This window comes from Arthrobacter sp. Edens01 (assembly GCF_001307035.1).
Taxonomy (GTDB): domain Bacteria; phylum Actinomycetota; class Actinomycetes; order Actinomycetales; family Micrococcaceae; genus Arthrobacter_B.
On record NZ_LKIU01000002.1, the window covers coordinates 151044 to 169077 of the forward strand.

Consider the following 18034-nt stretch of genomic DNA (forward strand, 5'->3'; position numbering starts at 1 on the left):
GTGGCGCATGTCTCCTACAATCGCCCCAAGCCCGCGCGTCGCGATTTACGCTCGCCAGTCGGAGGACGTCGATCAGGGCATCGTCCAACAGTTGGATGATTGCCGTAAGGAGGCCGTCCGGCGGAACTGGCGGGTAGTGGCCGAGTTCCGGGACAACGATACCGGCGCCAGCAAAGCACGGGGACCGAAGACTGACTGGTCCAAGATGCTTCGGGAATTTGATGCCGGCACCTTTGACGTATTGCTGGTGACAGAAACATCGCGGCTTACGCGCAGCCTCACCGATGTCCTCGACGTATGTCCTCCCCGCCGCGACATGAGAGTGGTCGTAATTCGTGAGGGCATCGACACTGACATCGATGACTTCATGCTTAAGCAGCTCGTGCTCCTCGCAGAACGTGAGGTCAAGATTAAGGCGGCGCGTGCAGCCCGTTACGCCGCAGAGCGCCGGAAGGAAGGCCATCCAGGCGCAGGGAAGACACCGCACGGATACCGATGGGTGCCGGCATCCGACCGCGGGCTGACAAACACCCGCTACACCATAAATGAAGCCGAAGCTTCCGACGTTCGCAGGATCTTCGCCGAGTTCCTGGCAGGGGCCCCGCTCGGACAAATTGCCCGCGATCTCAACGATGCCGGTCGGTCAACGAGGAGAGGAGCACGGTGGCGCTCCGACCTCGTACGTCGAATTCTCATGAACCCCTTCTATGCCGCCCAGCTGCCTCCAGCACAGCCCACGGGGAAACACTCCCTGGCAAACATCGACGTTGAGGCATGTACACCCGGTGCGTGGGAGGCCATCGTGGGGCTAGAACAGTTGATCGCAGCTCGTGGGCGACTGGTCGGTGTCAAACCTAACCACAACGGCACCGCCCGCAGGTGGCTGCTCTCCGGGCTGGCTGTCTGCTCCGTCTGCAGCGAACCCGTTCGATCAGCGCGTGGCAGGACGCATCCAACAGCCCGAAAAGACGGAACCGGTACGTCTCCCAGCAAGCTGTACCACACCTACCGATGCGTGAACGGCCACTTCATGCGGAATGGGGACGTCATCGACGACTACGTCGCCGTCATGTGCGTCGCCCGATTGTCAGAGCCCGATGCTGTGGCCCTGCTAGTTGCCCAACCTGATGGGGAGGACATCTCCGCGCTGCACAACCGTCGCGATGCGCTTCGAGCAAGCCGAAAAAACGTCTTCAGACTTATTGACGACGATCCCGCCCGGCTTGCGGACGCGGAGGATCGGCTCAATGATCTGGAACACCAGCTGAGAACTCTCGACGAGGAAATCACTAAGGTCACCAGCCGGAGCCCTTTTGCCGATTTGGTCGGTGTCGAAGACGTCCGGGCTTGGTGGGAGTCCGCTACTCTCGCTCGTCGCCGGTCCGTCGTTGACTTCCTGATGAGCGTCTCGATTCGTCCTGTCGGCAAAGGGCGCCGTGTTGCCACCTGGGAAGCTGTCGCGGATAGTGTCCGTCTCATCCCGAAGGTTTAACCCTCGATGGGTCCATCCAGAGTCGTCCCTACTTTTGTCCGGTATTAGTGTCGACTCCACGGACCTCGTGGTAGTCGCGGCCTACAGGTAGCCGAGGTACTCGCTCAGCGGGTACAGCTGGTTTGAGCACTTGGCACCCACGGTGAGGAAAGCGAACGTCTCAGCGTCGTCGCCAATTGACTCGTAGAGCGCGTTCATCGCCTTTGACGGCGTCGTGGTGCCATTCAAAATGGCGCAGAAGTCGTCTGCCATACCCAGGATCTCCTTGTCTGAGTAATCGGCCAGCGGGGGGAGCTTAGCGATAAGTTCCTTGACGTACTCGGCATCAGCCCCTGTCGCTGTCCGGTTGTTGGGGGCTGGTTCAGAGGTTCCGCATGCAGTGAGGGTCAGTGCGAGGAGCGTTGCTGCTGCGAAGGTAGTGCGCTTCATACGAGGTCATTCATCCGATCTGGGTGGTGCTTTTTTGACTGGGTAAGCCTAGTTGGAAAGGTGCGCGCATACCGTTCCGGCGCGCGCAAATCTGGCACCGTCAGTTTGAGGACGCGGACACACGTTGAAGCCTCGGAGCTCCATTCGCTGAGAAGTACTCGGAAAACGAATTCGGTAATCATTTTCCTAAACAGTGCCGTGATCCGGGCGATGTGCGTGGTTTGCAGGGTCGTACCACTCGGGTGAGCGCCACCCCCCCCCCCGCACGACCTTGTAGCTTTTACCCGCGGTGGTCACCCGTACGATCCGGCCGATTAGTAGTGGTCCGCAGCGACGTAGTCGGTCTCATCTTTCCCAGGACCTAGAGTCGGTGGGCGGACACGACGGCGGACCTGGGCACAGGAGTCTCTGCCCAGGTCCGCCCCGGAGGTGGGACATACCGCTCAAACCTCAGCCTCACGGCTTCTCTGTGCAGCTCCTGTCGAAGGGCCGCTGGGGCTTCATCTCTGCTTCTCTCAAGACGCCGCGACAACGTCGCAGGGGTCTCTGTCCACGACGGGCGACAGCCCGAGTGGGAACTGGTGCCACTCGCGTCAGCGATGGCTCCAGGGGCACCCCAACGACGCGCAGCGTTGGTGGGGCCAGAGAGCGCAGCGAACGCAGTTGGGACCCGGAGCGCAGCGATGGGTGAGGGAGCGCCAGCGACCGAAAAACCGTCGGCTCTGCCGACCACCGAAGCGAAGCGAGGTGCCAGTTTTCCTTATGCCCTTTCTCTTCTTTCCTCACGTCTGGAGCTTTAGCGGAAGACTGAGGAGATTTCTGTTGGTGTTTCAGAGGAAAGTAGCGCCTACCACCTGCTTCCTACCCGACCATTTATGGTTCCTACTCGTAGGAGGGAGGGTAGAGGTGGCGCTAGTTTCCGCGGGTTTTGGGCCTTTTGCTTCCTACCGGGTTCTTAGGTGCATGGCACCCGGTAGGAAGCACTGCTGCAACGCAGCGTCACGGGGTCCGACGAAGGAGTGGCGCCGTGTTCATGCCCAAAAAGGGGACGCAGTCCCCGTCTTCATTTCTCGCACCAACAGGGCGCTGTGACACAGGAGCAGCGATCCCGTACGAGGTGGCACCGCGGCGACGGCTGAGGAACGAAGACGGCTCCGAGGGGCTGCCGAAGGCGCTGCGCAGCAGCGGTTGGAAGCTTGTCCTGGAATGGGTTCACCCGCCCCGCCAGGGGTTGATCTGACGACCTCTCCGGCGACCGCCGGCGTGCTCGAAACGCAGCCGCTCCAGCGGCTGTCACAGCTCCTGTTTCAGCGCCCGTGGCCACTGCGTCACCGTGGCCGCAGCGAACCGTTCAGACGGCTGCAGCCGGCTGTTCCGAAGGCACTGCAGAACGATGCTCCAGCATCGCCGGCAGACTCTGCGGATCCTTCCCGGAGGGAGGCAGCCGGACTCTGCGAACACTGGGCACAACGACGGGGTTCATCGCCACCCGCCCCCGCCCCTCCATGCTCCTGACAGTGTGCATTCGGGCCTGACATGGCGCTTCCCGAGCGCCAATCGGTACAGCTTGAAGGCTGCAATTTTCTGGTCTGTGTCGGCCAGATTCTGGCCAGATGTGTCCCGAGACGGGCGCAGATTGGGTGCCCTGGGGCGTCTGTCAGAGGCCTTCGAGGCTCCGGAACCCCTCCGCAGCTGGACCCCCCCCGCCTGAGCCTGATAAGGCCCACAAATGGCCAGCGAGGACCCGAAAACGGCTACTGCCTGACGAAGGTTACTCCGCTGCCCGCTTCTGGCCCACGGCCGGCCGGGTATCGACCAGCATCGGGCATGTCGCCCAAAGTCTGGCCCAAATCTGGGCCTGTTGTGGTCACAAAGAGGCCTGTGCCTGCCGAGCACATGGCCCACTCCCCGAGCGGATCGAGGCCGAGCTGGAGCTGCTGCGCAGCATGCGCCGTGCCGAGGTGCGCAGCTTCGCTGCCCGCGCCCTGGGACAGGTTGATCCCGAGGCTCTGCGTAAGATAGCCCAGATATTAGACGAGAGCGCCTGAGCCTTGAGCCGGGCGGCGTCGAACATGGGGGGATGACGCGTGGATGAAGCGCAGATCCAGGAATGGGTCGATCAGCTGACGGAGGCCCTTCAGGGTCTGCGGCCACTGCCGCAGCAACAGCAGCCACAGCCACCGGAACCCGGGACGTGGGACTTCTTTGTCAGCACATTCAGCTTCGCACCGGTGGCCACGCTGGTGATAGGCGCGGTTGCTGCGGGCATTGCGGTGGGGACTTTGATTCAGAGGAGACGGTCAGACGCCCGCTCTGAATGGTGGCGGAGGGCCGAGTGGGCGCTCGACGCCAGAATCCATGCCAACTCGGAGATGAATCGAAACGGCAAATCCATGCTGACTGCGCTGCTTTCCAGCAAGCTGGCCGGCAAGGAGGAACGCAAGTTCATCCGAGAGGTAACAACCCCGCCTCCCGTCGCTGACGATCCCTTATCACCGGAGGCACAGGCATTCGCGGATGCGATCAAGGCGGAAAACCCGGAGATGTCTGACGAGGACGCTCTACTTCTTGGTCGCCGCGCGGCAGCGTACTATGCTGAGTCGGCCAATTCCGGGGTGGACGATCGAGACAATGACAGCGACAATGGGGATACAGAGACGGAGGAGGCTCGGAATTGAAGAAGCCACACACGCTGGATTCCGCCCGCAAGGCGCAAGCGCTCAGAAGGCTGCGTCGGGACATTCTCTCGTCCCAGGTTCAGGTGATCCTTGACGAGAAGGAACGCAAGAAGACGCCGCATGAGATCGAACTGCTAGCCAAGCTGAATCTGCCGCTCAGCGCGGAAGTCAAAGAGATCAAGCGTTCTGACGCACCCCGTGCGATGCACGCAGGCGGGTAGCGCGTCCCGCGATTCTAAAAAGAAAGCCCCATCCGGGTAACCCGGATGGGGCTTCTTGCTGTCTGGATCAGGCGGCTTCGCTGAGGCGGAAGGCTGCTGCCTGGAAGTCGGCGACTGAGATGGTCATGTCACTCTTGGCGGTAAGGTAGCCGCTGCCACAACAGCAGATTTCACCACTGTGGAAGACTTGCGTGCCACGGGTGTCCTTCAGGCAAGCCCACACGCGGATTCGTTGCGAGTTCCCGGTAATGCGGAGGTAACAGCACGCTAACCTCGTCGGTTCGTGTGCCAAGAAGTTCCCAACGGTCTTCGTATGCCAGGAACGTCTCGACTCCAACGCGGGATTGCTCCACGCCCGCATTGCGCTTCCCCGGGGCTGCATCCGGGTCGTGAAGCCAATTCATGTGTCCGATCCACGCCGCGGCTGCTACGTGGTCCCTCGGGACGACAAAGGACCGGGGCGCGAGTGTGGGGGCCGCAGGGTCCAACATGACTAGTACGAACCACTCGTGCTGGGACAAGGATGGCTGTTGCGACTTAACCCCCAGTGGCCATCTACCGTCCCGCCCTGCCCATCGTATGGACTTGACTTGAACTTCGATCATGCTCCGTACGGGACCATCCGTATATACCGCAAGGATGTCCGTTCGTTCGAGACCGTCCCGCGTCAGGGCAGCACCCCATCCATACCGTGACAATACTGAGCACACCCAGTGTTCGCCTGCGCTCTTCGTCATCTTTTTGTCAACCATCTTGGGAGCCTAACAACCTATTAACCACCGAGCGGATCCTGGCACTGGAACTCCCTTAGGTGGCTCGCCGGGCGGCCTGGCACACCCATCTGTGCAACTCGCTATGTCTACCGAGTTACATTTCTGTTCATTTATCAGGACATTTGGAAGCTTAAACATATAATGATGGTTCACTATCCATTATCGCTTTCTAGAAGTGGTTCTTGATGTTCGCACTGGTCCTGAAATTCATTTATAATTTCAGGACCCGGGGGCCTGTTTTGGATGCTGTGACAGAAGGGGTATCCGGGGGGGGCAATACCAGGTGCTGCACTGCAGAGAGCGAGGCTGATGCATGGAAAACCGGACAACAATGGGCCGTTTGAAGCGGAGGAATTTCTATTCCAACAAGGAATGGTGGACCCGTACCATGTGGGCACTCGAAGCGACCGCTTCCCCCAGCGACCGCATGTTTGGATATGGTGCAGCAACGCTCATTGAACTTGCCGGGAGTGATGCCGCAAGCAAAGAGGAGAAAGTCCTTCTAGACGCGGTCTGGAGGGTGTCCGGAACCCAGATGCGAGACACCTCGATCCGTCAGCTCCTTGCAGAACACAGCACAGTCTCTGAGCCATCTGAGGAGGCCGAGACACAACGGTCGGAGTGTGGACTGGGGAAGGCCTCCTCCCTCTATCGGGAAGTCCTTGCCGCGCGACTGAAAGTCATACTCGATGAGGAATTCCGCCGTGAGACCTCACCTCTAGTTTCGGAGCTCGCCAAGATCCAGGTCAGCCCTGCCCTCTGAATCACTCGCACCAGCGCACGTGCAGGCTGATGGGCCCCTGAAACGCGCTCCGGCAGGTTCGTCCCATCCGGGTAGGAGAAGTTATGAATCGCAGAAGAGCTAACCAACCCTGCGGCGAAGAATCCGGCAGCGGATGGTGAAAAGAGTACCTGCACGATTCAGATTTAGATCTGAGAAGGACCTCGAGGACTACTTGGAAACTCGGCTATGGCACACCGGTGAAGACCTGTTAGTCATCGGAAGACAGCTGAAGATTGCCAGGAACGAGATTGATTTGCTCGCGATCGACTCGACTGGCCTGATCTACGTGGTCGAGCTGAAGCTCCATGCGTCCCCCTCCGTCATTGCCCAGGTGCTCTGCTATCGGCGTGCTTTCAAGGGGATCAGCAGGGAGAATCTCATACGTGTAGTCGCCAACGGCAAGCTTCAGATCGACTTGGAAGAGGCTTTCCAACAACGTTTTGGCCACCCACTGCCTGAGAATGTTCAAGAACTGCCGGCACTCATAATCATCGCGGAGGATATCCACCGCTACCCCGCATACAGCATCCTGGGGATGCTGGACAGTGGAGAACCGGTCAAAGCATTCCGGTACGAGGTCGAAGAGCTCACCGGGGCCGTCCGACTCGTCCCATGCTGTCGCTCAGCCCGCGATGTGAAGGAGGGCACGCACATAAAGAAGCGTCCTTCTGCGCGACCCGGTGACATGATTTCGGGACCTCGTCGGCCTGTTCGTCGCGTACCAATTGACGAGAACGTCCGACGCTTTTGGCTGACCCACGCCCAGGACTTCAAGCCCTTTGTGACCTTCAAATCCGTGTACGAGCGCTACAGCGACTGGGTCGACGCGCAGGCGGACGACGACATCCACCTCTACCAGAGCGGACACTTCGGCAGCCAACTGTCGGCACTCACCGCCGAATCCGGCGAATGGACGCGCGTTTATATTGCCCCTCAAGACACTATGGCTGTCCCGTCCTCCCCTCGGACGTACCGCGCCATGGGCTACACCCGTGCGGCCTACCAGCTGAACCCGGTCGGTGCGGATACAGAACTCTGATCGGGCTAGCACCCTCGATTCTTGGCCCTTAGCTTTCCTGCAAGAGAGCATTGGTCTGTGCGGAAGTTCCTATCACCGCTGCAGCGCCATCCCCTTTTCCACATTAGCGAAAACGGATTTTGCCTCATACAAGAACGCCGATTCGGGGAAACACCCTTCACGCCACATATCGTGCCCGGGTCGCACGACGGGTACGCTTGTGACGCGCGTCTTTTACAAGACCTCGCAAGCGACAGAACTGTGTTGATCGGGATTGCTTTCAGCTGCCAAAGCTGGTCTTCGGCCTCATGAGCTGGAACGTCGCGGTTACTATGGCTTCGATCTTGGGAATAAAGTGAAACAATCATTCGCGACCGACCCTCGTACCATGTGGGCATGGGCTGATTACTCAGATAGCCCGATGGACCTGCCTGTTAGTGATGTTGCGGCCCGCCAGATTCTGGAGGCGATCCCTGCCGGTGAGCACGTAGAGATATTCGGTGCTGTGATGATATCTCCGGACTGGAACTCTTTCGATGTACGCGGAAATAACCTCCCCGCAAAAGCTGTCTTTTCAGCACGGACTTTCAGTGTCTGGATCATCCCATCAGCCGGAGACCGAGCTACAGTGATCCCAGCTACGGAAACCAGATGGTCAAGCGGTGTCGGGCCAAGTAGTGCGTACTGGCTTGGTGTGAGCGAATTCCGCTTATCGGATGGCCCTAGTTTGTATGCTTTCGCCGACGAGAGACGAATCGAGAGGTTTCACGAAGGTGCGGGACGAGAGGTTCTCCGGATACCTGATATCCCACTTGCGCCAATGCCGAATTTTGATGGCAGCCAGAACTCGTCCGACGCGCTTTCGTCTCCTAGTCGTCGAATTCTTGGGGACTGGCGCAGCGCTGAGGATATCGCCGCAGAGCACATGCGTACGACACTGGCCCTATTCGATGCGCGGCTCACTGGAGGTGTCTCGGATCGTGGAGTAGATGTTGAGCATCCGGAGGCTGTCGCCCAGGTTAAGATGCAGGCGACTCCTGTGGGATCGCCGCAGGTTCGTCAACTCCGGGGTGCCAGGCCACATCTGGACTTTCACCTTTTTTACTCCACCTCCGGTTACACGCGGGCAGCCCTCCAAGAAGCGGCAGATTCCGGTGTTGCCCTTTTCACCATCGGTGAGGACGGGAACGTCCAAGGCCTTGGTGAGTGGGCGGAATCGCTGGTTATGGATGGCCACAGGCGTAGAGGGGGAAATGAAGCCATGGTTGCTCGGTACGTCACGGAAGTGACTGACCGCATCACTCAGGCCAGGGAGAACTACGGTGGCTGGAGGACGGGAATAGGTTTCGTCAATCATGAGGCACTAAAAAACTTGGGGCCTCATGACGTGATCGACCGCGCTCAGCTCTACCTTGAGGGAGCCATAGAGGCTGCAGAGGAGGGGCCGAGAATTGGGACAGTGTCGAACCGTGTGGTTGTCAGCCATTATCGTAATGCTGATCTCCGCGCGGCGTTCTGCTGTTCAATGCTCGGCGTCCCCTACCCGGGAGAAACCCCTATTGGGGAAAAGTTCAAGAGAAAGAAACTCTCTGCGGCCGACTTCTACTGACCTGCCGGAAGCGACGCGCTGGACTAGGATCATTCTTCCGGCCGGAGCCAGACGGGCATTACCGTGGGACATGAAGACCTCTTGGGTTCGGCTGTGTGTGGTAACCACCAAACCTAAGAGGTCTTCACCCTTTTCACGTGTAACTAACGTGGTGTCTCAGTACACCTAGCTACGGGGCTCGGGAAGGATCGTTCCGGCGGGTAGCTGTCTCCCGGACGGACTGCAGGGCCGACATGAGGCGGCGGGCGTTCGCGGGAGAGCTCAGGAGGTAGCTAGTCTCCACCAAGGCGTCATACTCAGCTTTGGACATCAGGACCGCTGACGCACTGCCGGATACAATCTCGATCTCTGTGTGGTCGCGATTCACACGTTCGATAAGTTCTCCGAGCCGACGCTGAGCGTCCCCCAGTTCTACAGCCATGGATTTCTCCTATGCGTCATAACGGACATCGGCTACAGATTCGCTAGGAAAACTGGGGCACTTTCTGAGGGTTCAGAGGGTGCTTGACGCTTGCTGCGGGGATGCCGGCGCTCACCAGCTCCTGATGCAGAGTCCGAACACCATCAATACTCCAGTCGTTCACCGTGATCAGCGTCCCATCCCCGAAGCGTTCAGTCTTTGCGGCCTTCAGTACTGGAGCTGGACCGAGCTCGGCCTCTGAAAGCCAGATCAGGTAGTCGGCGTACGTTTCCAGCGATTCTTGGACTTCCCTGCTCGTCCGAAGCGTATCCAGGAGAGCCCAGTCCGGCTGCCAGATACTGACAATCCGGCGGAACAACGCGGCCAGGTCGTCTTTGTCCCCAGTCGGAAAAGTGGGTTCGAAACGGATGGTTACAGTATTTTCCAAGTAGGCCTTGCTCGAACCTACGTTGCCCTCGTAGGAAGCAATGCTGGTGCCGTTGGATCGGGCGCACGTCAGATCGGCGCCGATGGGCAGTCCCTCCGCCAGCATCCCATCCGGCCGAACCTTGGCCCGGTCCCGGACCTCGCGTTGGAGCTCTTCCAAGGTGCGGGGAGCGGGAAGTTCGTAGAGCTCGGGATTATCTTCAGCCGTCCGGTCCCATGGAGGCGCAACCCATGCAAGGTCCTGGTAGCGGGGATCGTCCCTGGGCACAGAGTCCTCGAGTGCGCACACGGTAGCCCATCCGCGGCCAGCGACTTCGTCTGGGGTCTCGGCCCGGCTTGCCCACGCCAGCATGATGTAGGCGTACTGGTCATTCTCGGAGAACAACTCGGCCATGGTTTGCTTCATCGGTTCAACCTATCAAGGGCTCTACAGTGCTTAGGGCATCGGTTCAAATCTCAACACCATGTGTTTTCGGAGTGGATGCGTGCGTGGGAGGTACGCGTCGAACTGATCCATGACGCTCTTTTGGGTGAAAACGATCTCGTGAACGTAACCAGTAGTGCCGGCGTGCTCAAGCGCCTTAGCCTGCCTGGCAAACTCATTGGTAACCCAGTGCCTGAACTCTCTCCGTAGCCATTCAGGTTTCATCCATTCGTAGTTTCCCTTCACCTCGGTGAAGTACTCCCGTGGAGGATCACCCCGCCAGTGGTGGTTGTCGAAGGCCACCATGTTTCCGTCCGAGTCAGGAAGAAGGTACTCACGTGCCTGGGTATCGTGCACGCGATCGACGCCGGTGATGTACTGCTGTTCGGGCGCACCATTGATACTTCGGGGAGAGACATCCTGCCAGGACCCGTTACCGCCATCGGCGTCGCCTACCCGTGGCTGGTCAGCCGGACCCCTGCCCAGAGGGCTGTACGTATCTGCGAAGGGCTTGCCACCGGCTGATCCCTTCCCCTCACGCAACATGGTGCTGTTGTCGGGTATCTCGAACGTCCGCGGGCTGACAGGAACCTGGCCACCGGGAAGGGCAGGAGTCAGTCCCCCGAAACCTCCGGGGCCATCTCCGGGAGATTTGGCGCCGGCACCGAGTCTTTCAGCAAATGTTGCGGCCTTGGCCCCGGTCTTAGCCGCACCTCCTGCCGCGCCTGCCCCACCCAGGAAGAGCGTGCCAACATCAAAGATGTTCCCACCGAGGGCCAGCCCCGGGCGGTCGGACTGCCATTGGTCGTATCGGATGAGCACAGGGCCCAGGGCCACGAGTTCCATGGCCGCCTGAGAATCCCTTGCCGACGGAACGCCCGGCCCCATCAGGACATAGACGTTTTCCGCGGTACGGTACATGCTCTTCCACGCTGCTCCAGCCTTGTTCCAGCCCTGGAAACCGATGAGGACACCAATCCCTTCGACCATCTCCCAGCCGGCTGCCGGCACCCCTGCAGCCGTGTCACCGATGAAGTTGACCATGTCCACGTACCAAGGCAGATCCTTGGATAAGTAACCGCCGGAAAAGGCCGCAGCGTAGTCCTCATACCCATAGCCGTAGCCGGTTGTGCCTGCATTCAGGTTTTCGGAGTCCTTGGCATAGGTGCGGTCGGAGTCCGTGAGGTGGCTGATCCAGGTAGCGGCGTCCCGCTGGGCTTCATCCAGATCGGCGTGGAGGCGTCCGACGTCGGAGGCCAGCGTGTTGCGCGCTGTGATGGCCTCGCTGTTGTTATCCCACTCGTCCTGCTCGGATTGCGGGTAGTTGCGATTGAATGCGGCCACGCGGGCCCTGAGGCTCTCAAGGCGCACTTTAAGTTCGTCCACGGTGTCGGCATAGGACCGCATCACGGTGCTGAGGAGGACGCTCCGATTGGAGAGGGTCTCCGCAGACGTACGGGAGGCGTCCAGGGCAGTGAACACTTTTTCGTTTCCAGGAGCCGTGTACACATCATGGCCAGTGAGCCGGAGCCATACAGCCCTGATGGAGTCCGTAAGTTCGTATGTGCGTTCCCCAACGTTCTTGATGGCTTCCACGCGGGCACGGAGTGCGTCGGTGTCCGGCAGCCGTTCTTCGAACTCCCTGATCCCAAAGTCCATCAGAATGCGTTGGGGTGGCCGTTGCGGAGGCTCTGCCGATCCGCCGAACCCGGCGCGTCGTCTACCCGTTCCTGTGCGGCTAAGGCTGAAGCTTCCCGGGCGTTGGCGCTCATTTGTCCGTCACCCTGCACCAGCGCCGAGACGGCGTCCGCGACAGCATCTACGGCTATCATCGTGCGCCCTCCGGCCGTCCTGATGATCCGGGCGAGTACGTCTGTATGAAATGTGCTCAGTTCCGTCGAGATGGGCGGCGCCTTGGATGCCTCCGCCAGACCGGCGATATTGGTTTCGGCGGAGCCAAGAAGATCATTGAATTCGATAGCCATGGACTGAACCTCGCTGAGGATAGCAATCACTACCTCAGGCATCACGACAAAGCTGCCGTCAGCAGCTGCACCTGATTGGCTGCCGGTGTCGGATGGCACATTATGCTGTGCGGTCAACTCGAATTTCACGCTTTGCCGTCCCCCTCGGTTCCTTTGCGGCTCACCACATAGAACCCCAAACTCCCGCTCGTTACAAGAGCCTCTATTGGAGTGTGGATTACTGCTCGCGGCTAGTAAATTCCCAATCCTTTGCCGACGTGTGTGAATACCAAGGTATTCATTCCGTTGCCGGGAGAGAATCTAGGGCGTTGCCAAAGTCATTGGGAACAGTTCCGCAAGACTGCTGTGCCCTCACTACCGCACGACGCTGGGCACTCTTCCCTCCGGTACGCAAACGCCTGCGTCCATGGCTTTGAAGAACTGGGCGCAGGACGCGCCTGGCCGGTAGCGCAGCACGTGAGCATAGGCCGGATAACGTTGGGTTTGAAGGCGCGGCTCACTACAGAATGGACCTTCACCCATGGATCAGCAGGCAATCTTCATCGACGCTGGATTCCTGCTGGCAGTTGGCGGCATGCAGACGGCCGGGACCTCTCTCCGATCCGCGACCACCGTAAACTTTGAACCCTTGATCGAGGGCATCCGTAAGTGCACCCAAGAGTTCAGCGGCCTCCCCACGCTCCGTACCTACTGGTATGACGCCTCCAAGGACGCGCTCTTCACCGAGCAGCACAAACGCATAGGCATGATTTCGGGTGTGAAGGTTCGGTTGGGACGCATGTCTGTTGACGGTACCCAAAAAGGCGTGGACCTGAAGCTCGGACTCGACCTCGTTGGGATCGCACGGAACAGGGGTGTGAACACCGTATTCCTGCTCTCGGGAGACGATGATTTGGCGGCGGCCGTAGAGGCCGCCCAGGACTTCGGCGTCAAAGTCGTCCTCGTCGGCTTTGAAGACTCAAGCCATCGGCTTGGCGTGACCTCCGTTGCGGAACACCTTGCCCTGCGTGTGGACAGCATCATCACCCTGCCTGCGGAACTGGTGCGGGAGTGCTTCACCAAGCAGGAGAAAGCTCCACCGCTAAGCCCGGCAACTGCAGCGGTGCCAGCACTTCCCATGCCGTCGCCGGGAACAATCGTTGGTGCGGCGGTCTTGAACGGTACGGTGCCGAAGCCCAAGCCCGGTGCAGCTGTGCGCTCGGGTACTTCCACTCTCTCTTTTCGGCCGTCCCAGCCGGACAACTCGGAACTCGTATACAGCTCCGAACGAAGCGTCACAGGCGCAGGGTACGAGGACTCAGCGATGGGCGCGGCCTACGATGTAGGTTTCGCAGTGGCAGAGTCCTGGTACAACAACACCACCCAAGGCGCTTTGCGGGAGTTGGTGGCCGAGCGCCCCATACTCCCCCCGGAAATTGACCGGGTGCTTCTGAAGGACTGCGCTTCTATGATTGGCGAACAGAAGACGGATTATCAGGGCATACGCAAGGAACTGCGCCGTGCGTTCTGGGAGCGCCTGGACCAACTCGCTTAACACGTATCCTGCCCACCGCACACGGCTCAGGCCGTTGCTTCACCTCCGCCCCCCGCCGAGCTCTCTGGACGCATTAGCAAGAGTTTACGATCAGCCAGGGTCAACTAGGGGACTTCGCTCGTACTTACTCTGCATCCACGCTGTGCCAAGAACATCCACAGTTGTTTGGCTGGCGCTGGGGGCGATGTAGCTACCACTCAACTTAGACACCTCCACATCCGCGCCTTGCCGTCCTTGAACCAGGTTCCCTCGGGAGTGGCGGGATTTTGGATGTGCACAGGAAGCCGACCGTTGGGTATTGTCGGGACGAGTCCGTGGTTTCCCGGGTTTCCGATGTTCAGGTTGTCCAGCCCGCTGCGCGCCTTCTCGATAGCCTTCCTGGCACCGTTCGCAGCACTCCTGGTCGCGGTTTTGGTGGAGACCTTCCCAAGGGCCGTCAGAAGGCCTCCGCCCACCAGGAGTGACCCGACGTCGAAGATGTTCCCACCCAGCGCCAGACCGGGCCCGTCAGGTTCCACTGATCCATCCTGATGAGATCGATCGACAGCAGGGGCAGTCCAATCAGTGCGCGCCGGCGAAAACCAGCACGTTCTCGGACAACCGGTATAAGCCCTTCCACGCGACGCCGCGCTTATCGGCTCCCTGGAAGGCCATGAATACTCCGAGGTCCTTTACGAATTCCCAGCCCGCTTCCGGGATGCCGATCAGGGTGTCGCGGGTGAAGTTGAAGGTGTCCTGGTACCAGGGCAGGTCCCGGTCCATGCGCCCGCCGTTCTGGCCAAGGTACTCCGAGTCGTCGAAGCCGTACGGCAGGGGACCGTCCCGCATGTTGAGGTCATGTTCGGCGTAGGAACGCCCGCTGCCGGTGATACTGGCAATCCGGTTCGCTGCCTCGCGCTGCGCTTCGTCCAGGTCCGAAAGCAGTTTGGCGACGTCGCGGGCAATACTGTTCCTGCCGCCTCCTCTTCTTTGTCCCACCCGTCGGCCTCGGAATCCGGGAATTCGGCGGAGAATTCCTCGACCCGGATCCGCATGGCTTCGTACCTGATGCTCAGGTACTCGATGATGTGCGGAACGTAGGTCCCAAGGACCATTTCGAAGACGAGAGAATGAAACCCTAGACAAGCTATACGACCACCGCCATGTAACAGTCACTCGAATGAAACGCGGGCTTGAGGCTCTAAGCTGCGGGTTTAGGTCGGAGCGCACCGTTACGATCTACCAATGACCGAGACCAAAGAAATCGAGAACGCTGGATCGAATTTCACTCAGGTGCTGGACGCTGCGGCGAAGCTGCCGGGCGTAAGGATCAATAGGACCGCCTACCTGCGGACAGCACTCAAGCGTCATTGCACCGAGGAACAGATAGAGACGGCAATCGCCGACGGCCCAGCGGCAGCAGGTATCCCGCTTAAGGTCATCACTGAGATCGCAAACACCTCTATCGCTTATGAGACGAGCAAGGTTACCGGCCTCTCAACCCTCTCCGGTATCCCCGGCGGACTGGCAATGATTGGCACTGTCCCGGCAGACCTCGTGCAGTACCTGGGCCACATGCTTCGGATCGCCCAGAAACTGGCCTACATCTACAGTTGGCCTGATCTCTTCGCCGATGCCGGCGAAGAGATAGATGAGGCAACCCAGAGCATGCTGATCCTGTTCGTGGGTGTGATGTTCGGCGTACAGATGGCCCAGGGTGGAGTGATGAAGGTTGCGAACCTGGTCGCCGCGAATGTTGCTAAGAAACTACCGCAGCGGGCACTCACCAAGGGGGTTGTCTATCCCATCGTGAAAAAAGTAGCCGGCCATCTGAGCATGAAGATGACCAAAAACATCTTCGCCAGCGGAGTCGCGAAAGCCATTCCCATCGTCGGCGCAGTTCTCTCCGGAGGCCTGACCCTGAGCACCTTCCTTCCTATGTCCAAGCGGCTGCAAAAGCACCTGGCCAGCCTGGAGCTAACCAAGCCGGGACATCGAACGGAGGAGGCGGAAGTTATCGATGCCGAAGTCATTCATCAAGAGGCTGTCCGGAACTAGGGAAGGCCGAACCATCGGAGCATGCCCTTTGTGGTGAGCTCGTCCTCGGCAATGCCTTGGGCATCAGGGACGGTCGTGCTGGGTAAGGTGCCGGGTCTTTGCGTGGCGGTGAGCTGCACCGAAGACGTGCCAAAGTATGGTCATCATCGTGATCAATGAAGATGCAGTCCACTCCAAAGCTGCTGATTGGTTGTATGAAGCTATCGACCGTGTCGATGGCGACGTACTGCTGGCTAGTCCCTATCTGTCATACGACGTCTGCCGACGGTTGGCTCAGGCAGCCTGCCGATCGGACCATAAGTGGCAGCTTTATACATGCCTTGATCCCAGTGCTGTAGCAAACGGGTTTTTGCGGACAGATGGCTTGAGGGAGCTTATGGACAGTGGCGTCGATATTCGTCACGTCGACAGACTGCATGCCAAGGCATTCGTTGTTGGCGGCCGGGGCTTCCTTGGATCGGCAAATCTGACTGGTGCCGGCCTGGGCAGTTCTGCGGCGCCAAATGCCGAGCTAGGTGTTGAGTTGGGGCCCGCCCAGGTTGAATCCACAAGATTGGCCATGAAGACCTGGGCGAGTCACGCAGTCACTGCGGACGACCTCTATGAAATCCACAAACTTGCGGAGAATCTAACCCGGGCTGCAAGACCTTCCTCAGGTGAAATGGACAGTGCTTCCGGGTTGGCGCTCGTGGAACGACTCTTGCTGGATGCCCGGGACGGTGACCGTGCCCTATGGATGAAATCCGAGTACGGTTCCCCAGCGCTGACAAAGTGGCGCAGCGAGTGGTATTTCGGCAGCCCCCAAAAAGGAATAGGGAAGGGGCGGCCGAGCATTAAACCTGGGGACCTAGTCTTGATCTGCGCCCAAACCAAGGATTGCTATGCCGTCGTGGAAATAACCTCACAACCTGAATACCTCCCTCAGGATTATGCCGATGAGCGAGGACATGAAGCGGATCGCTGGCCATGGGTAAGCCGGACTAAACCGCGCTTCGTTCCGGATGAATTGCTTGAGCTCAAAGCAGACGAGCTCGTCCGCAGCACGGGGGGACTGCAAAATGGTCATATTCGGTTGCGCCTCGAGCAGTTCACACACGCCGTTCGGTCACTTGCTCGACTCGTAGCATGACGACCGGGGCTCGGCCTGTCTCTGCCCCAGCTGTCCTTCTTATGTCCTTCAGCGGCGGTTCTTCTTCATGTTGCCTGGGATTTCGAGACGGTGCCCGTAGGAGTGAAAGCGAACTTCTTAATCCAAGTAACTGTGTCTGCTCCGAGGGCCGCACCCCCTGAAAGCGATGAGTTGAGCCAAGCGATGACTTGCCTATTTGCGGACGTTCATGGACATACCTGGGACCAGACGGCTAACAAGCTAATCGAGAAAAGTGCATGAGCACGGCGGTGGCGATCACGGTTTTGTCGGCACCGGTAGGGGCGGTCAGGCCCACAGCGGTGCGTCAGCCGTCGCGACAGCATTGGAGACCTCGTGCTGGTAATCAGCCAGCACGAATGAACACAGTCCTTGAGGTCTAGAAAATGGTCGATGCTTTGGAACCTTCACCGCCGTTAATCCACAACATAATGTCGGTTATGTTGTGGATAAGATGGTCACCGCAACAGCGGCTGGACTTGCCCAGTGATATGGAAAGTGCACCGGACCAGGAAACAGAGGCGTTCCACCTGGTCAAACTTGGCAACGACATGCTCACCGAAGTCCGGCAAAGACTCACCCAGCAGGTCCACGGCCGGCGGGGACGATCCATCGACCCGGTCTGGGCCAACCGGCGCCTGCTGTTGCGTGCTGGCGACACGCTCTCGGACAGGGCCCGGGACAGGCTCAGCACCGTGTTCGCCACGGACGATGCCACCGGGAAGCTGCAGGCGGCTTGGCTGGTCAAAGAACAGCTCCGGGCCCTGCTTGCCACCGGATCCCTTGCCGACGCGGCAGCCGCGAAAGACCGACTGCAGGCCCTGGTCGAACAATCCGCGCAGCCCGAAACGAACCGGCTCTGGCGCACCGTCTGCCGATGGTGGAAAGAAATCGAAGTCCTTATCGTCACCGGAGCGACAACAGCAAAAGTGGAGGCAAACAACACCGCGATCAAGCACATCAAAAGGACGGGCCGGGGGTTCACCAACGCACGCAACTACAAAACGCGTATCCTGTTGCGCAGTGCCGCCAGAACAGTGGCATGAACACCCATCA

At 59.5% G+C, this 18034-nt stretch carries 17 protein-coding genes; 10 read left to right on the forward strand and 7 right to left on the reverse strand.

Features of this window, described 5'->3' with window-relative positions:
• Positions 1-7 precede the first annotated feature (7 nt).
• Positions 8-1492: a recombinase family protein gene (locus AO716_RS01110; protein ID WP_055239120.1), complete on the forward strand. Its 1485-nt coding sequence runs from the start codon at positions 8-10 to the stop codon at positions 1490-1492.
• Between the two features lie 81 nt (positions 1493-1573).
• On the opposite strand, the gene AO716_RS01115 is transcribed toward AO716_RS01110, so the two are convergent.
• On the reverse strand, positions 1574-1921 hold the full coding sequence (locus tag AO716_RS01115) for a hypothetical protein (RefSeq protein ID WP_055239121.1): 348 nt from the start codon (positions 1919-1921) through the stop codon (positions 1574-1576).
• A 2087-nt stretch (positions 1922-4008) separates the two neighbouring features.
• Between AO716_RS01115 and AO716_RS01120 the strand changes: the two genes are divergently transcribed.
• From AO716_RS01120 to AO716_RS17405, 5 genes are all read left to right on the forward strand, one after another.
• A complete protein-coding gene (locus tag AO716_RS01120; RefSeq protein WP_055239122.1) occupies positions 4009-4599 on the forward strand; it encodes a hypothetical protein in 591 nt (196 codons plus the stop codon).
• On the forward strand, positions 4596-4820 hold the full coding sequence (locus AO716_RS01125) for a hypothetical protein (RefSeq protein ID WP_055239123.1): 225 nt from the start codon (positions 4596-4598) through the stop codon (positions 4818-4820). The genes AO716_RS01120 and AO716_RS01125 overlap by 4 nt, the downstream gene beginning before the upstream one ends.
• A gap of 1161 nt (positions 4821-5981) precedes the next feature.
• Entirely contained in the window at positions 5982-6356 is a 375-nt protein-coding gene (locus AO716_RS01130; RefSeq protein ID WP_152969815.1) for a hypothetical protein, read from the forward strand.
• Between the two features lie 193 nt (positions 6357-6549).
• Positions 6550-7416 carry a hypothetical protein gene (locus AO716_RS01135; RefSeq protein ID WP_152969816.1) on the forward strand — a complete coding sequence of 289 codons (867 nt, stop codon included), beginning with the start codon at positions 6550-6552 and terminating at the stop codon, positions 7414-7416.
• A 799-nt stretch (positions 7417-8215) separates the two neighbouring features.
• Positions 8216-9004 carry a restriction endonuclease gene (locus AO716_RS17405; RefSeq protein WP_055239126.1) on the forward strand — a complete coding sequence of 263 codons (789 nt, stop codon included), beginning with the start codon at positions 8216-8218 and terminating at the stop codon, positions 9002-9004.
• A gap of 169 nt (positions 9005-9173) precedes the next feature.
• Here the strand turns inward: AO716_RS17405 and AO716_RS01145 are convergent, their stop codons facing one another.
• The 4 genes from AO716_RS01145 to AO716_RS01160 are packed head-to-tail and all read right to left on the reverse strand — an operon-like array spanning position 9174 to position 12389.
• Positions 9174-9425: a type II toxin-antitoxin system Phd/YefM family antitoxin gene (locus AO716_RS01145; RefSeq protein ID WP_055239127.1), complete on the reverse strand. Its 252-nt coding sequence runs from the start codon at positions 9423-9425 to the stop codon at positions 9174-9176.
• A gap of 43 nt (positions 9426-9468) precedes the next feature.
• Positions 9469-10257, reverse strand: coding sequence for a hypothetical protein (locus AO716_RS01150; RefSeq protein ID WP_152969818.1), 789 nt, complete (start codon positions 10255-10257; stop codon positions 9469-9471).
• A gap of 30 nt (positions 10258-10287) precedes the next feature.
• Positions 10288-11934, reverse strand: coding sequence for a hypothetical protein (locus tag AO716_RS01155; RefSeq protein WP_055239129.1), 1647 nt, complete (start codon positions 11932-11934; stop codon positions 10288-10290).
• Positions 11934-12389, reverse strand: coding sequence for a DUF6507 family protein (locus tag AO716_RS01160; protein WP_152969819.1), 456 nt, complete (start codon positions 12387-12389; stop codon positions 11934-11936). The genes AO716_RS01155 and AO716_RS01160 overlap by 1 nt, the downstream gene beginning before the upstream one ends.
• Positions 12390-12780: 391 nt before the next feature.
• Between AO716_RS01160 and AO716_RS01165 the strand changes: the two genes are divergently transcribed.
• Positions 12781-13794: an NYN domain-containing protein gene (locus tag AO716_RS01165; RefSeq protein WP_055239131.1), complete on the forward strand. Its 1014-nt coding sequence runs from the start codon at positions 12781-12783 to the stop codon at positions 13792-13794.
• 197 nt (positions 13795-13991) lie between these two features.
• Here AO716_RS01165 and AO716_RS01170 read toward each other — a convergent pair whose 3' ends face one another.
• Complete coding sequence (locus AO716_RS01170; RefSeq protein ID WP_055239132.1) at positions 13992-14312, reverse strand: hypothetical protein; 321 nt, start codon at positions 14310-14312, stop codon at positions 13992-13994.
• A 43-nt stretch (positions 14313-14355) separates the two neighbouring features.
• The gene (locus tag AO716_RS01175) at positions 14356-14772 is read right to left on the reverse strand and encodes a hypothetical protein (protein WP_055239133.1); all 417 of its coding nucleotides are present in this window, start codon (positions 14770-14772) and stop codon (positions 14356-14358) included.
• 246 nt (positions 14773-15018) lie between these two features.
• Here AO716_RS01175 and AO716_RS01180 point away from each other — a divergent pair, with 246 nt between their 5' ends.
• From AO716_RS01180 to AO716_RS01185, 3 genes are all read left to right on the forward strand, one after another.
• Entirely contained in the window at positions 15019-15831 is an 813-nt protein-coding gene (locus AO716_RS01180; RefSeq protein WP_055239134.1) for a hypothetical protein, read from the forward strand.
• A gap of 136 nt (positions 15832-15967) precedes the next feature.
• On the forward strand, positions 15968-16960 hold the full coding sequence (locus AO716_RS17150; protein WP_152969820.1) for a hypothetical protein: 993 nt from the start codon (positions 15968-15970) through the stop codon (positions 16958-16960).
• Positions 16961-17364: 404 nt separating this feature from the next.
• Positions 17365-18024 carry a transposase gene (locus AO716_RS01185; protein ID WP_229780432.1) on the forward strand — a complete coding sequence of 220 codons (660 nt, stop codon included), beginning with the start codon at positions 17365-17367 and terminating at the stop codon, positions 18022-18024.
• Positions 18025-18034 lie beyond the last annotated feature (10 nt).